General features: G+C 43.3%; 15 protein-coding genes and 1 tRNA gene. 12 read left to right on the plus strand and 4 right to left on the minus strand.

All coding sequences use genetic code 11. From position 1 onward, the window contains the following. Window positions 1–420: 420 nt before the first annotated feature. Window positions 421–495, minus strand: a tRNA-Arg gene (locus F7C14_RS10845). Window positions 496–738: 243 nt separating this feature from the next. Between F7C14_RS10845 and F7C14_RS10850 the strand changes: the two genes are divergently transcribed. Genes F7C14_RS10850 through F7C14_RS10865 form a run of 4 tightly spaced genes read left to right on the plus strand, consistent with a single transcriptional unit; the run spans window position 739 to window position 4,838 of the window. Beyond that, window positions 739–1,104 (plus strand): hypothetical protein, encoded by a 366-nt coding sequence (locus tag F7C14_RS10850; RefSeq protein ID WP_290902823.1) that lies wholly within the window; start codon window positions 739–741, stop codon window positions 1,102–1,104. Between the two features lie 29 nt (window positions 1,105–1,133). Beyond that, window positions 1,134–1,856: a fumarylacetoacetate hydrolase family protein gene (locus tag F7C14_RS10855; protein WP_290902826.1), complete on the plus strand. Its 723-nt coding sequence runs from the start codon at window positions 1,134–1,136 to the stop codon at window positions 1,854–1,856. Between the two features lie 4 nt (window positions 1,857–1,860). After that, window positions 1,861–4,455, plus strand: a complete 2,595-nt coding sequence (locus tag F7C14_RS10860; RefSeq protein WP_290902829.1) for a valine--tRNA ligase — start codon at window positions 1,861–1,863, stop codon at window positions 4,453–4,455. Between the two features lie 2 nt (window positions 4,456–4,457). Then, window positions 4,458–4,838: a helix-turn-helix domain-containing protein gene (locus F7C14_RS10865; protein WP_290902832.1), complete on the plus strand. Its 381-nt coding sequence runs from the start codon at window positions 4,458–4,460 to the stop codon at window positions 4,836–4,838. Here F7C14_RS10865 and F7C14_RS10870 read toward each other — a convergent pair. Next, a complete protein-coding gene (locus tag F7C14_RS10870) occupies window positions 4,810–5,625 on the minus strand; it encodes a TIM barrel protein (protein WP_290902835.1) in 816 nt (271 codons plus the stop codon). The two genes, F7C14_RS10865 and F7C14_RS10870, sit on opposite strands and share 29 nt — an antisense overlap. Window positions 5,626–5,673: 48 nt before the next feature. Here F7C14_RS10870 and F7C14_RS10875 point away from each other — a divergent pair, with 48 nt between their 5' ends. Together F7C14_RS10875 and F7C14_RS10880 are read left to right on the plus strand one after the other, a co-directional pair. Continuing rightward, a complete protein-coding gene (locus F7C14_RS10875; protein ID WP_290902838.1) occupies window positions 5,674–6,723 on the plus strand; it encodes a M50 family metallopeptidase in 1,050 nt (349 codons plus the stop codon). Then, window positions 6,713–7,912 carry a TraB/GumN family protein gene (locus F7C14_RS10880; RefSeq protein ID WP_290902841.1) on the plus strand — a complete coding sequence of 400 codons (1,200 nt, stop codon included), beginning with the start codon at window positions 6,713–6,715 and terminating at the stop codon, window positions 7,910–7,912. Before F7C14_RS10875 ends, F7C14_RS10880 begins: the two co-directional genes overlap by 11 nt. Here the strand turns inward: F7C14_RS10880 and yciH are convergent. Further along, the gene (yciH, locus tag F7C14_RS10885; RefSeq protein ID WP_012964692.1) at window positions 7,852–8,160 is read right to left on the minus strand and encodes a stress response translation initiation inhibitor YciH; all 309 of its coding nucleotides are present in this window, start codon (window positions 8,158–8,160) and stop codon (window positions 7,852–7,854) included. The two genes, F7C14_RS10880 and yciH, sit on opposite strands and share 61 nt — an antisense overlap. 253 nt (window positions 8,161–8,413) lie before the next feature. Between yciH and F7C14_RS10890 the strand changes: the two genes are divergently transcribed. From F7C14_RS10890 to F7C14_RS10915, 6 genes are read left to right on the plus strand one after another with little or no spacing between them, the layout of a single operon-like run. Further along, window positions 8,414–8,680 (plus strand): MJ0307 family thioredoxin, encoded by a 267-nt coding sequence (locus tag F7C14_RS10890; RefSeq protein ID WP_290902846.1) that lies wholly within the window; start codon window positions 8,414–8,416, stop codon window positions 8,678–8,680. After that, window positions 8,677–9,009 (plus strand): thioredoxin, encoded by a 333-nt coding sequence (trxA, locus tag F7C14_RS10895; protein WP_290902848.1) that lies wholly within the window; start codon window positions 8,677–8,679, stop codon window positions 9,007–9,009. Before F7C14_RS10890 ends, trxA begins: the two co-directional genes overlap by 4 nt. After that, window positions 8,996–9,670: a radical SAM protein gene (locus tag F7C14_RS10900; RefSeq protein ID WP_290902851.1), complete on the plus strand. Its 675-nt coding sequence runs from the start codon at window positions 8,996–8,998 to the stop codon at window positions 9,668–9,670. Before trxA ends, F7C14_RS10900 begins: the two co-directional genes overlap by 14 nt. Further along, complete coding sequence (locus tag F7C14_RS10905; RefSeq protein WP_290902853.1) at window positions 9,657–10,028, plus strand: helix-turn-helix domain-containing protein; 372 nt, start codon at window positions 9,657–9,659, stop codon at window positions 10,026–10,028. Before F7C14_RS10900 ends, F7C14_RS10905 begins: the two co-directional genes overlap by 14 nt. Then, window positions 10,025–10,198, plus strand: a complete 174-nt coding sequence (locus tag F7C14_RS10910) for a 4Fe-4S binding protein (RefSeq protein ID WP_290902855.1) — start codon at window positions 10,025–10,027, stop codon at window positions 10,196–10,198. Before F7C14_RS10905 ends, F7C14_RS10910 begins: the two co-directional genes overlap by 4 nt. Next, entirely contained in the window at window positions 10,165–10,746 is a 582-nt protein-coding gene (locus tag F7C14_RS10915) for a hypothetical protein (RefSeq protein ID WP_290902857.1), read from the plus strand. Before F7C14_RS10910 ends, F7C14_RS10915 begins: the two co-directional genes overlap by 34 nt. Here the strand turns inward: F7C14_RS10915 and F7C14_RS10920 are convergent. Beyond that, complete coding sequence (locus tag F7C14_RS10920; protein WP_290902859.1) at window positions 10,738–11,988, minus strand: hypothetical protein; 1,251 nt, start codon at window positions 11,986–11,988, stop codon at window positions 10,738–10,740. The genes F7C14_RS10915 and F7C14_RS10920 overlap by 9 nt on opposite strands. Window positions 11,989–12,192 lie beyond the last annotated feature (204 nt).

Here is a 12,192-nt window from a genome sequence, read left to right on the forward strand (position 1 = left end):
CCTTTAATTTATCAAATTTTCTTATCAAATTTTCGTGGTCAAATAACTAACAATTCAATCTATGCAACCACTAATCCGGCTGTAGTTAATTGAGGAGATAAAGTTTGAGAAAGTCTTTCGGGGAATGCTTGTTCGTTTGGGCATCTGAAAGTAGAGGAAGCTTTGAATACGCTTTCCTTAAAGAGGTGCTGAAATTTTGTGAAAAATAAGCCAGAGATTGTTGATAGAGGATTCTTGTACAGATAGGCTTTAAAGATTGGGATTGAAGTGCAAGCATGAAACTTTCGGTGGAAGGAATGCTGTAGAATGGTTCTTTTTGAGGTTTAATGGAGAACAAAGAAGTTATACAAGTTGATGGTGTTAGCTTGACGGTGTCTCCAAACTCAAAATCAAAAAGATGTGTTGAAATTCAAATTAGAGCGGACCCGCCGGGATTTGAACCCGGGATCTACGGCTTAGAAGGCCGTCGCTCTATCCAGGCTGAGCCACGGGCCCATTACCTGAACATCTCTTTTTGGCTTTAATTTATAACTCCTTTCAGCGAACAGTAGTTTGTGGCTTAGCGTTGTTTATTAGCTTTATGGTATATAAACTGTTGATGGTACTCAAGCACTCTTTTAGCTATTTTAAAAAGTAGGAGGTCAATTTTGATGCTGCTGAGAAGTTGTTCGAAAACTCTTGTAAAAGGTCACCGAAATGGGAAAATGTATTTTAATAGCTTTCGAGACACATTTATTCATGCGATTGTTGTTGGTGATTTTGCTTCTCTTTTTGAGCGTTGGTTGCGTTCAGAAAAACGAGAAAGAGATTAAAATCTCCTTAGTGGAATTCTCGGCGAAGTGCGGAAGTGGTGAAAACTTCTACGAAGTAAATAAGGAGAATGAAGGGTTACTCGTTAGGTTTGGAGTAAACTTGCCAAACCCTTGCTATGAAGCGAGAGCAATTATCGAAAATGGAAACCTGATAATCAAACTTGAAAGAAGAGAAGGGGCGTGCATCCAATGCTTGGCTTACGGAGAGGGAAGAGTCAAAGTTGAGGGAGAGAGCGATCTCAACATTCAAGTGCTTTTAGACGACTCGAAAATAAACCTCGAAAGAAAGTAATATATTTTCAAAGAAAATCCATTACCCTAATGGCTTACGGTAGGTTCGTTTATGCTGGCGAAGTGTTTGAAGGGTACTTCGAGCTTTCTGACGGAAAAATAATTTATGACGGTATCGAGTTCGATGTCAGCACCGTGAAATTTCTACCACCGGTAAAACCGGAAAAAATCATTGGAGTTGCTTTAAACTATGAAGACCATGCAAAGGAGCTCGGCATGGAAGTTCCTAAAGAGCCAGCTTTATTTTTAAAATCTCCAAGCAGCGTTGTGGGTGACAACGATTACATAATTCTCCCCCAAAAACCCAAAAGAGTCGACTACGAAGGAGAGCTCGCCGTCGTTATTAAAAAGAGGTGTAAAAACGTCTCTAAAGAGGACGCTGAAGATTACATCCTCGGCTACACTTGTTTCAACGACGTTACAGCGAGGGATTTGCAGCAAGCCGGTTGGCAGTGGGACATAGTCAAATCCTTCGACACATTTTCCCCAATTGGCCCGTACATCGTCGATATCGATCCTTCGAATCTTAAGATAAGAACCTATCTGAACGGGAAAGTCGTTCAATATTCATCGACCAAAAATCTGATATTCGACATCCCCACCTTAATCGAGTACATCTCCTCTCTCATGACCTTAAAAAAGTACGATGTCATAGCTACCGGCACCCCGCCGGGAGTTGGCGCTTTAAAAAGTGGCGATGTTGTGGAAGTGGAAATCGAAGGTATTGGTAGGCTTAAAAACTACGTGAGGTGATTCGATGGAAAAAGAGTATAGGGCGAGGGAAGTTGAAGACAAATGGCTCCGCCTTTGGAAAGATGACATGTACTACTTTGACTGGAATTCGAAAAAACCTCACTTCATAATCGATACTCCTCCCCCTTACCCCACTGGTTCTTTCCATATAGGAAACGCTTTGAACTGGTGCTACATCGATTTTATAGCGAGATATAAAAGAATGAAGGGATACGAAGTCATGTTTCCCCAAGGCTGGGACTGTCACGGATTGCCGACCGAGGTGAAGGTCGAGGAACTTCACGGAATTAGGAAGAACGACGTTCCAAGAGAGAAGTTCAGAGAGCTGTGTGTTGAGTTTACGGAGAAGAACATAAAGAAAATGAAGGAGACTATGAAGAAACTCGGACTTAGCATAGACTGGAGCAAGGAGTACATAACGATGTATCCGGAGTACTACAGGAAAACTCAGGTGAGCTTCGTCAGACTTTACGAAAAGGGATTGATCTACAAGGGATACCATCCAGTCATAATCTGCCCGAGATGCGAAACTACCATAGCTTTAGCTGAGATCGAGTACAAAGAAGGTAGAACGAAGCTGAACTACATAAAGTTCGATGAAAACGTCATAATAGCCACAACCCGTCCGGAGTTAATTCCGGCTTGCGTTGCAGTTGCCGTTCACCCAGAAGATGAGAGGTACAAGGATTTGGTCGGAGAAACTGTCGTGGTTCCAATAAGCGGTCAGGAGGTAAAGATTATCGCCGATGAAGAGGTCGATCCGAATTACGGAACCGGAATGGTGATGATCTGCACTTTTGGAGACAAGCAAGACGTGAGATGGTGGAAGAAGCACGGCTTGGAGCTTAGGCAGGTTTTAACAAGAGACGGAAAGCTGAACGAAAAAGCTGGGAAGTATGCGGGCTTAACTGTAAGCGAGGCGAGGGAGAAGATTATAGAGGACTTTAGGAAGGAAGGAAGACTAATTAAGGTAGAAGAAGTAAACCACAAGGTCGGAGTTTGTTGGAGGTGCAAAACGCCAGTAGAAATTATTCCGGAAGAGCAGTGGTTCGTTAAAGTTGACAAGGAAAGAGTGCTCGAAGCTGCAAGAAAGATTAAGTGGATTCCAGAGCACATGTACCTAAGATTGGAAGACTGGGTCGAGAGCATGGAGTGGGACTGGGTTATAAGCAGACAGAGAGTTTTCGCAACACCAATTCCGGTGTGGTACTGTGAAAACTGCGGGGAGACGATTGTAGCTAAAGAAGAGTGGCTTCCAGTCGATCCGACGAGGGATCAGCCAAAGGAACCCTGTCCGAAGTGCGGCTCGACGAAGTTTAGAGGAGAAGACGACGTTCTCGACACTTGGATGGATTCGAGCATAACGCCTTTAGCGATAGTCGGATGGCCGGAGGAACTTAAGGAGTATCCTACCCATTTGAGACCTCAAGGACACGATATAATTAGAACATGGGCTTTTTACACCATTCTCAGGAGTATTTACCTTGTTGACCAGATACCTTGGTACGAGATCGTAATAAACGGAATGGTTCTCGGAGAGGACGGAAGAAAGATGAGCAAAAGCTTGGGGAATTACGTCGAAGCCGAAGAGGTGATAGAGCGGTACGGTGCCGATTGTCTAAGGCAGTGGGCGGCTATAGGTGGTGTGGTCGGCAGCGACGTAGCTTTTTCTTGGAAGGAGATAAAGTCCGCATCGAGATTTCAACAGAAATTCTGGAGCTTAACAAGATTTGCAGCAATGCATCTCGAAAATTACGAGCTAAAAGAAGAGCACGAGCGGTATTTGAGAGATGCCGATAGATGGATTCTCTCGAAGCTCAATAAACTCATCAAAGAGGTCGATAGGGCGATGGAGAATTACAACTTCAGCGAAGCTTTAAAACTCATTAGAGGGTTTACTTGGTACGACCTTGCTGACAATTACGTTGAGCTCGTTAAAAACAGGCTTTACTCTGGAGAAGAGAACGAAAAGCTCGCAGCAAAATATACCCTCTACAAGACCATGAGCGCCTTAATAAGATTGCTTGCCCCATTTACCCCGTTCTTAAGCGAGGAGTGCTGGAATGCTCTCTTTAAAACTGGAAGCGTTCACAAGCAGAGTTATCCCGAAGTTGAAGAGAAGTTCATAGATGAAGAGGCGGAGAGGAGAGGAGAGAAGATCAGAAGAATAGTCGAGGAAATTAGGAGGTACAAGCACGATAGAAAGATGGCGTTAAACGCTCCAATGAAAAGAATACTCATCTACTCCCCAGAAAGGTTCGATGTCAGAGACATAAGCGGAGCCGTTAACGCTGACGTAAGCTTTATCGAAGAGATGCCAAAAATAGAGACGAAAGTTAGGGAGGTCAAGCCAAAATACAGCATTATAGGACCGAAATTCAAAGAAAAAGCTAAGATCGTCGTTGAAGCAGTTACAAACTTGAGCGAAGAAGAAAAACTTAAATTTATGGAAACTGGTAAGGTAGAGGTAGAAGTTGACGGTGAGAGAATCGAGCTAAGTTCCGATTGGTTCGAGTTTAAATTGGAAAAAGTCGTGGGAGATCTGAGCGTTGACGTTTTGGAGGTCGAAAACGTTATAGTTATGATAGAGAGGGTATGAAGATGGAGAGGGAAATTGAAGAGCTATTTGAGGGAGAACCTTCCTTCCAACATATTTTGCGATGCGTGCTTAGGCTTACACCGTCGGAAATAGAGGTGTATCTCGCTCTGCACAAGCATCCAAATCTCGGAGTCGATGAATTGGCTGAAATAATGGGGAAAGATAGAAGCGGAGTTTATCGCTCCTTGCAATCACTGATGGAGAAGGGATTGGTTAGAAGAGAGTACAGAATTCTGAAGCACGGAGGTTACAAGTACCTTTACATCCCGATTCCGATAGAAGAGTTAAAGGAGAAGCTGAGAAGCGAACTCGAAAACTGGTTTAAGAAGCTGAACGAGATAGTCGAGAAGTTTTCTATCGAAGAGAGTGGTAAAGTTTCTTGAGCATTAACGCATCTTCCTCCAAGTTTGGACTCTCGCAAATCACAACTCCTTTTGCCTTAAAATCTTTTAAAGCTTTGAGAAGCTCTTCGTATTTGAAGTCCGATTCCTTCAAATTGAGATGCTTTTTCTCCCCCTTTACGTCGTAGTCTATACCGCTTACGTGGCAGTGGAGGTTTTTCAAAGCCTCTTTTCCCAAACTTTCAACTTTTTCGAGAATCTCGCAGAACTCGTCGTAGCTGTTGTAGCTTTGAGTTCTCGCATGAATGTGGCTGAAGTCTATGCATGGCAGAACTTCAGCTTCTTCGCAAAGCCTTATTATCTCATCCAGTTCCCCAAACTGAGAAATGCTACCACTCGTTTCTGGACGAAGAACAACATCCAGCCCTTCATCTTCAATTCTCTTCCTCAGCTCTATCACAGCACTTTTTATCCTCTCGAAAACCTCCTCTTTAGGTCTTTTCAAGTAATATCCCGGATGGAAAACGACGCTCTCTGCTCCAAGGACGTGAGAAATCTTTGCGGTCGCATATATGTTCTGCATGCTCCTTCTAACCTTCATCTCGCTGTCCGCGTTTAGGTTTATGAAGTAGGGGGCGTGAGAGCTTAGAGAGACTCCCAGTTCTTCAGCCTTCTTCCTTACGATTTTAGCTGCCTCTTCTTTCATTTTAACTCCTCTGACGAACTCCACTTCCATAGCATCGAGTTTAAGCTCTGCTATTCTTTCAACTCCGCTTTCTGTGCTTCTGTTTTTTGCTGAATTCGGTACTCCAGCCGTGCCGAACAGCAAGATACCACCCGAAGTTAAGCTTAAATTCACCTTTATTTAGGATTTTCAATGGCTTCGATAAAGCTGTTCAGAATATTTGATATTGACGTAAAGGTTCACTACAGCCTGTTTATAATCATAGCGATTTTCAGTTACGCCTTCTACGTATCTCCCTTCGCCTTCAGCGAACTTAAAAACCCTGAGAGGTCGATCTTTTCGATTCTCGCAGCAGTCGGAATCTTCTTCTCAGTTTTAGTCCACGAACTATCTCATTCGATAACGGCTAAGAGGTACGGAGGAAATGTGAGGGAAATAATCCTATTCATCTTCGGTGGAATGGCTGTAATGGACAAAATGCCGAAAAAAGAGGGTGTTGTTAGCTTTGCAGGACCTTTAGCCAGCATTTTACTTGGCGCAGTCTTCTTCGCCTTTTACGTATCTGTTCCTTACCCTCTAAGCAAGTTCTTCCTACTAATGTCCGAGATAAACTTCATCCTTGCGATCTTCAACCTAATTCCAGCATTCCCCCTCGACGGAGGAAGAATTCTCAGGAGCATTCTCGCCAAGAAATACGGATTTTATCAAGCGACGAGAATAGCTGCTGAACTCGGTAAATTTTTGGCGATATTCATGGCTATCTACGGACTTTTTTTCAACCTGTGGCTTCTGCTAATAGCGATATTCATTTACATGGGAGCCAACGAAGAGGAAAAACTCGTAACGATTGAGAGCCTCCTTTCGAGGTTCAAAGTGGGGGACTTAATGACGAGAGAAGTTGTGGCTGTAACTCCGGATATGACCGTCGGAGACGTGCTTAGACTGATGTTCGAAAGAAAACACCTCGGATATCCGGTTGTTAAAAATGGAGAAGTCATTGGAATCGTCACCCTCCACGATATCGTGGGAAAGGACGAAAACACCAAAATTGAAGAAGTTATGACAAGGAATGTCATTACAGTCACCCCCGACACGCCAATGATCGAGGCTCTAAGAATTCTTGCATCTTCCGGAGTTGGGAGGCTTGTTGTCGTCGATAACGGAAAGCTCGTAGGTATTCTCACGAGAACGGATATAGTTAAAGCGGTCGAGATTTTGGAGGTGTACCAATTTGCAAAGTAGGATATACATAGTCGGCACAGCCCACGTGTCTCAAAAAAGCGTTGAAGAGGTAAAAAAGGTAATAAGGGATGTCCAACCAAAAGCCGTAGCTGTGGAGCTTGACGAAAAAAGGTTCAGAGCTTTAATGGGGGAAAAACAGGAAGTAAACGTTGTTGACGTCATAAAAAGAGGAGATGTATCTACTTTCCTTTTGACGGTCTTTCTATCATTCCTCCAAAAAAAACTCGGTGAGGAGAAAGGGCTAACCCCCGGGGCTGAGATGCTTGCTGCAATAGAAGAGGCAAAAAACGTCGGAGCTGATATTCTCTTAATAGATAGAGACCTCGGAATCACGATGAGAAGGTTCTTAGACTCTCTAAGCTTTTTTGAAAAAATCAAGCTCTTCTTTCACTTCATAAAGGGAATGTTCGAAGATGTTGACGTTGATGAGCTCATAGAGAAAGATCTTACGGAAATACTTGTGGAGGAGTTTAGGAGAATTTCCCCAAACGCTGCGAAAGTTCTAGTGGACGAGAGAGACGCATTTATGGCTTACAACTTAATAAGAGCTGCCGAAAGGTACGAAAAAATTGTCGCAGTAGTTGGAGCGGGACACAAAAAAGGGATCGAGAGGTATTTGAGCAAGCCAGAGGATATTCCAAGCATACCAGAGCTTTTGAAAGTTAAGAAAAAGAAATTCTCGTTCGCAAAAGTTTTTGGTTTCGCAGTAACTTTCGTATTTCTTCTGATCTTCGTTACGGTAGCCTTAACGCTCGGCTTAAGCGAGGCGAGAGAGATCTTTCTCATATGGTTTTTGATAAACGGTGTTCTTTCCGCTCTTTTCACTCTTGTAGCTGGCGGACATGTTTTTTCCGCTTTCGTGGCTTTCTTGGTTGCTTGGCTAACGTCTCTGAATCCTTTAATAGCTGCTGGATGGTTCGCCGGACTTGTCGAAGCTTACGTAAGAAAACCGACGACCGACGACCTATACGAGCTGACAAAAGCCGAAAGTCTAAAACAGTTGATGAAAAACAAAGCCTTCAGAGTTATTTTCGTTGCGGCAATGGCGAACGTGGGGAGCATGATAGGGACTTTCTTAGGTTTGTGGATAATATGGGAAAAATATGGAGTAAACGTAAAAGAGGTGATTCAAGCTTTAATCCTTTCCGGATTAAATCCTTTTTTGATCAGCAAATCCTTAACCTTCTGAACATGATTCCCCTGCAATTCGATAACTCCGTTCTTAACAGTTCCTCCACAAGCGAGCTTCGACTTTAAAAACTTCGCAAGCTCTTCTAAATTTATCTCCGAGTCGTCTATCCCTTCAATTACTGTAACCTCCTTTCCGTACCTTCTCTTTACGACCTTTATTACGATCTGCTGCTGCTCCTTAGCCACCTCCTCGCACACGCACAAATCCTTAGGCAAACCACATATCTTGCAGATTTCCATCGCCATCTTCTTTCAATCCCTCCTTTCAGTTTTTAAGAAAGTTCAAGCTGGTTTAATTTTAATCTTTCGGTCTCTACTCCTCTGCTTAGCGATGCTGAGAAAGCTTTTAGAACGCCTACTGTTCTTAAATCCTCAACAAATCCAGAGAGTTACTGGGATGAAATTTTTAATGAACAATAAATCGATTTTTATCGACTTTGACAAAACCGATAAGATGTTATATATTCCTCCCCCAAAAGTAAAAATGGAGGTGAGAAAGATGGTCGTGATAAAGCTCCTCACATCCCCAACTTGCCCTTACTGCCCGAGAGCGAGAGAAGTGTTAAGGAAATTCGCTCAGGAAAGGGAAGACGTAATAGTGGTGGAGCTAAGCGTAACGACGGAAGAGGGTTTGAGAGAGGCTATGAAGTACGGCATATCCGGAGTCCCGGCTATAATAATCAACGACAGATACGTGCTTTTGGGTGTTCCGAGAATTGAAGAATTGGAAAGACTCGTTGAAGAAGTTAAGGGGGTGATAGTTTGAAGGAGCTGAGTAAGGAGAACTTCTACGATGAAATAAACAAGGACAAACTCGTTGTTGTTGACTTCTGGGCTGAGTGGTGCATGCCCTGCCACATGCTTGCTCCAGTGCTCGAAAAGCTGGAAAAGGAGTTCGAAGACGTTGAGTTCGCTAAGCTAAACACCGACGAAAATCCGGAGATAGCCATGCAGTACGGAATATTCAGCATACCGACAGTGCTGATGTTCTACAAGGGGGAAATCGTGAACAGCTTCGTTGGTGCTATGCCGGAAAGCGTAGTTAGGAGAGAGATAGAGAAAGCGCTGGAAAAAGTGGGAAATGAGGGTAATTAAAGTTGGAAATTGCAGGGTTGAAGCTGCTTACTGCAACCTTCGCTGTCCATACTGCACTCACTTAGAAATGAGATCAGCTGACATGAACGTAAATGAAATCGTTAGCGAACTTGACGGCTGTGAAACCGTTTACATCGGTGGAGCCGAGCCAACGATTCACAGAGACCTAAAAGATCTCGTTGAAAAACTCGCGGAAAAGGGTGTAAAGGTCACTTTAAAAACATCCGGATTCAATCCTAAAGCCGTAGAGGAAGTTCTGAGTTTCGTAAACATGGTTGTATTGGAGATAAAAGGGGATTTTGATGATTTAAAGAAACTCTCGATTCTCATCGGACTAAACGAAGAAAGAACGAAAAAGTATCTCGAAAATTTCTTCAAGACGCTTGAAGCCGTCAGGAAGAGCGGAAAAAAGATAAGAATTTGGGCGAGGATGATAGAAAATTACCTTGACGCTGAAACGCTGGAGAGAGTCATGAGCAGAATTGGAAAAGTCGATGAAGTCCTCGTCTATCAATACCTTTCCAAACCCGAATGGGATAAAAAAGTAGAGTATTTATCTCCTCCAAGCTTTGAAGAGGTTGTAAAGGCTGGAAAGGTTGCTAAGAAGTTTGCGGATAAAGTTATCGTAGTTGCAGGGGGGAGGAGGTTTGAAATCGATTAAGGAGGCTATATCGAGACTGAATTGCGATAACATCCTTGAATGTTTTTTCGGGTTGAATCAGAGCGACGTTTCTCTGTACTTCCTTTTGCTCTCCTCCGGAGAAATGAAGATCGACGAGATAAGTAAAGTTCTGAAAAAGGCGGAAAATTCCGTTTACAGATCCCTCCAGAAGTTAATGCTCGCTGGAATAGTAATCAGAGAGAAGAAGATAATCGAGGGAGGAGGGTACTTCTACGTTTACAGAGCGATTCCGGCAAGAGAAGTGGCAGAAGAAATGAGAAAGCTGCTCTCCGCTTGGAATAAGAAAATGTCGGAAGCTATAGAGGAATTCGAGAGAAAGTACGGGGGTGCGAAATGAGCATAGCTGTTTTGAGCTGTCAGGGATGCGGAAAGTGCAGTCAAGTTTGTCCCACCGATGCTATCGTAAGAGAAGGCGGGAAAGTTGTGAGGATTGACGAGAGCAAGTGCATCAAGTGTTATAAATGCGTGGAGGTATGTCCTTACGGAGCGTTAATAAAAATGGACTAATTTCCTTACTCGGCGGAGATAAAGAGGCAGAAAGAGCCGTAGAACTGCTAATAAAATACTCGAAAAAGGGTGTGATTCCAAGAGAGGAGCTCGATGAAGAGCTTGTGATACTTTTCGAATCGGAAAAACTCGCTTTTCCGATAAAATCCGAAAAAGATAGCCTGTCTTGGGGTTCGAGGTTTTTAGTCGTTGAAGACCTCGAAATTCCTTACGTTATCAGAATAGTTTTCTCAGAATTTTGCAGTTGGAAAGAAGCCGTGAAAAAGTATTTCTCGCAGATCGGTGAAAAAGACCCCGAAGCTTTCGTCAAAATAGTCGAGGAAGTTTTTAAGAAGAGAAAATACAGTTTCATTACCGGAGAAACTTTAACTGAGATTTCGCTAAAGTATGGAAAGGAACCCGGAGCAGTTATAGCTGAATTGAAGGGGGCCGGAGTAATAAGCCCCTTCGCCGGATGCGGGAGGAGCTTGAGCAAACTCATGAAGCTTATCGGCTCTCCCGTGTACGAGATAAACAGATTTCTCCTGAAAATGTACGAGTTACTTTAGTTCATCGAACCTTCTCTTCCTCATGTACCCCTTCAAACCCTTGTATCCAACCACAGCGATTATCGCTACCGCAACTCCCCCACCAAGGTAGAGAAGAATCCTCTCCCTGTTTTCGCTGATGTAGTCAGAGATTTTGCTAAAAGCTTCGCTAATCGGCTTAAATGCCCCTTCTTCCTTCTCGGGAGTTGGCGTTGGGGTTGGTGTGGGTGTCTCTTCTTCCTCCATCAGCCCTTGCATCTCCGTGATCATCATATCAAGCTCGCTCAACTTTTCGTCGAGCGTTTTTTCAACGTCTTCCAGAACTCTCTCCGCATCATCGAAAAGCTCTTTGTCTATGTAATCTCCGGCAGCTGTAAGTTTCTGATTTAATTCCGAATAAATCCTTTTGAAGTCTTCAAGCTTAATCTCATAGTTTAAAGTCGAAACTCCTTCGCTTTTTAATCTGGTTATAATAACGTCTGCTTCATCCATTTTGTACAGAAAGTCTCCGAGTTTCTCTTCCAACATGCTCTTTTTGAATTCGAGCTCCGACTTTATCAGAAGTTTTTCCGCTTCTAAAATGTAGCTTTCAGCTTTTCCGAGACTTTCGTTGGCTTGAAGGTACTCCTCATTTTTGAAGTCGCTCTCTCCATCGTTCAAAGATTCCTCAGCTTCCTTCAGTTTCTCCTTTGCCAGAACGACGTAAACACCTTTTTCCTCAAGCTCGTTAGCCTTTGCTTTTAAGGAGTCCAGTTTGTTCTTAAGCTCGTTTATAAAGCTTTCAAAAGCCTGAACGTTAACGACCTTTATCTTAACCGGCTCTACCGCATTTTCCTCGGCATCCTGAATATCAATATATAAAGCGTATATCTCGGCAATTCTCTCCTCCACAGTCGGAACCTTTCCAGAAACTTCGACTTTTATTTCAGCAACCCCGTCTTCCCAATCCTTTACGTCGGCTTTAACGTACTCCTTTCCAGTAAAGTATCTTATAGCCCCCGTTCCTCCGTAAACGACTTTAACGGTAATCTCCGGATTTTCAAGGGAGGTGTTAAACTCGTAATACCTTCCATCTATCTTTTTCGCATCATCGTCCGTTTTCGGCTGGATTGTGAGGTTGAAACTTATTTCATCCCCAGGAAGGTAAAAATCTTTCAGTTTTGGCTCGATGATTGGTTCGGAAAAGTTTTCACTCGAAATTTGCTCCGCTGCCAAAGCAACTCCAATGAGCAGGAGGAGCATCAATGGCAGGATTTTTCTCATGGCAGAAAATCTCAAGGGGGAGATTTAAATTTTACCTTACTTGGCACAAAAACCTTCAAAATTTCTTTAGCTCGCTTGATGGATCACCTTGGAACTGCTTTGTACGAAGTTGAAAAGTTCGAGGTAAGTTAGGTTTGCAGCGGAGAATTTTTATATCCTTCTGTTTGCTCTTAGTTGGGGGGCCGTGGGGTAGCCTGGTTATCC

It is taken from the genome of Ferroglobus sp., assembly GCF_015521575.1.
Lineage (GTDB): Archaea > Halobacteriota > Archaeoglobi > Archaeoglobales > Archaeoglobaceae > Ferroglobus.

Coding starts and splice junctions, on each gene's coding strand:
- F7C14_RS10850 (WP_290902823.1), top strand. CDS start 739: ATGCGATTGTTGTTGGTGATTTTGCTTCTCTTTTTGAGCGTTGGTTGC.
- F7C14_RS10855 (WP_290902826.1), top strand. CDS start 1,134: ATGGCTTACGGTAGGTTCGTTTATGCTGGCGAAGTGTTTGAAGGGTAC.
- F7C14_RS10860 (WP_290902829.1), top strand. CDS start 1,861: ATGGAAAAAGAGTATAGGGCGAGGGAAGTTGAAGACAAATGGCTCCGC.
- F7C14_RS10865 (WP_290902832.1), top strand. CDS start 4,458: ATGGAGAGGGAAATTGAAGAGCTATTTGAGGGAGAACCTTCCTTCCAA.
- F7C14_RS10875 (WP_290902838.1), top strand. CDS start 5,674: ATGGCTTCGATAAAGCTGTTCAGAATATTTGATATTGACGTAAAGGTT.
- yciH (WP_012964692.1), bottom strand. CDS start 8,160: ATGGCGATGGAAATCTGCAAGATATGTGGTTTGCCTAAGGATTTGTGC.
- F7C14_RS10890 (WP_290902846.1), top strand. CDS start 8,414: ATGGTCGTGATAAAGCTCCTCACATCCCCAACTTGCCCTTACTGCCCG.
- F7C14_RS10900 (WP_290902851.1), top strand. CDS start 8,996: ATGAGGGTAATTAAAGTTGGAAATTGCAGGGTTGAAGCTGCTTACTGC.
- F7C14_RS10910 (WP_290902855.1), top strand. CDS start 10,025: ATGAGCATAGCTGTTTTGAGCTGTCAGGGATGCGGAAAGTGCAGTCAA.
- F7C14_RS10915 (WP_290902857.1), top strand. CDS start 10,165: ATGTCCTTACGGAGCGTTAATAAAAATGGACTAATTTCCTTACTCGGC.
- F7C14_RS10920 (WP_290902859.1), bottom strand. CDS start 11,988: ATGAGAAAAATCCTGCCATTGATGCTCCTCCTGCTCATTGGAGTTGCT.